The following is a 544-nucleotide window of genomic DNA, read 5'->3' as shown; positions in this document are numbered from 1 at the left end:
TATTTAAGTTAATGACTCTATATTTCCAACATCAATCCTAAGAAAGAAATTGGAGCGATACATCGGGTTCGAACCGATGACCTCAACCTTGGCAAGGTTGCGCTCTACCAACTGAGCTAGTATCGCATTAGTTAATCGCTGCTTTTACTGCCTTGGGCAATAAATGGCGCCTAACTGTAATGTGGTTGCGGGAGCCGGATTTGAACCGACGACCTTCGGGTTATGAGCCCGACGAGCTACCAAACTGCTCCATCCCGCGTCCGGATGCATTATTTAAGTTAATGACTCTATATTCCCAACATCATTCCTAAGAAAGAAATTGGAGCGATACATCGGGTTCGAACCGATGACCTCAACCTTGGCAAGGTTGCGCTCTACCAACTGAGCTAGTATCGCATAAGCTAACCGTTCATCTTCTCTGCTAGAAACTAAGTTCTTACTGCAAAGAAGCTATCAACGTGTAGCTGTAATGTGGTTGCGGGAGCCGGATTTGAACCGACGACCTTCGGGTTATGAGCCCGACGAGCTACCAAACTGCTCCATC

At 46.7% G+C, this 544-nt stretch carries 3 tRNA genes; all 3 read right to left on the bottom strand.

Going from position 1 to position 544, the window contains the following annotated elements:
* Positions 1–50 precede the first annotated feature (50 nt).
* A tRNA-Gly gene (locus tag L8S15_RS21780) sits at positions 51–126 on the bottom strand.
* 56 nt (positions 127–182) lie between these two features.
* Positions 183–259: transfer RNA gene (locus L8S15_RS21775), tRNA-Met, on the bottom strand.
* Positions 260–320: 61 nt separating this feature from the next.
* Positions 321–396: transfer RNA gene (locus L8S15_RS21770), tRNA-Gly, on the bottom strand.
* Positions 397–544: the final 148 nt, after the last annotated feature.

The organism is Vibrio sp. S/42/10, assembly GCF_029890535.1.
GTDB classification, from domain to species: domain Bacteria; phylum Pseudomonadota; class Gammaproteobacteria; order Enterobacterales; family Vibrionaceae; genus Vibrio; species Vibrio cyclitrophicus.
Note: the sequence above shows the minus strand (reverse complement) of the source record. Positions and strands in the feature narration are given on the sequence as shown.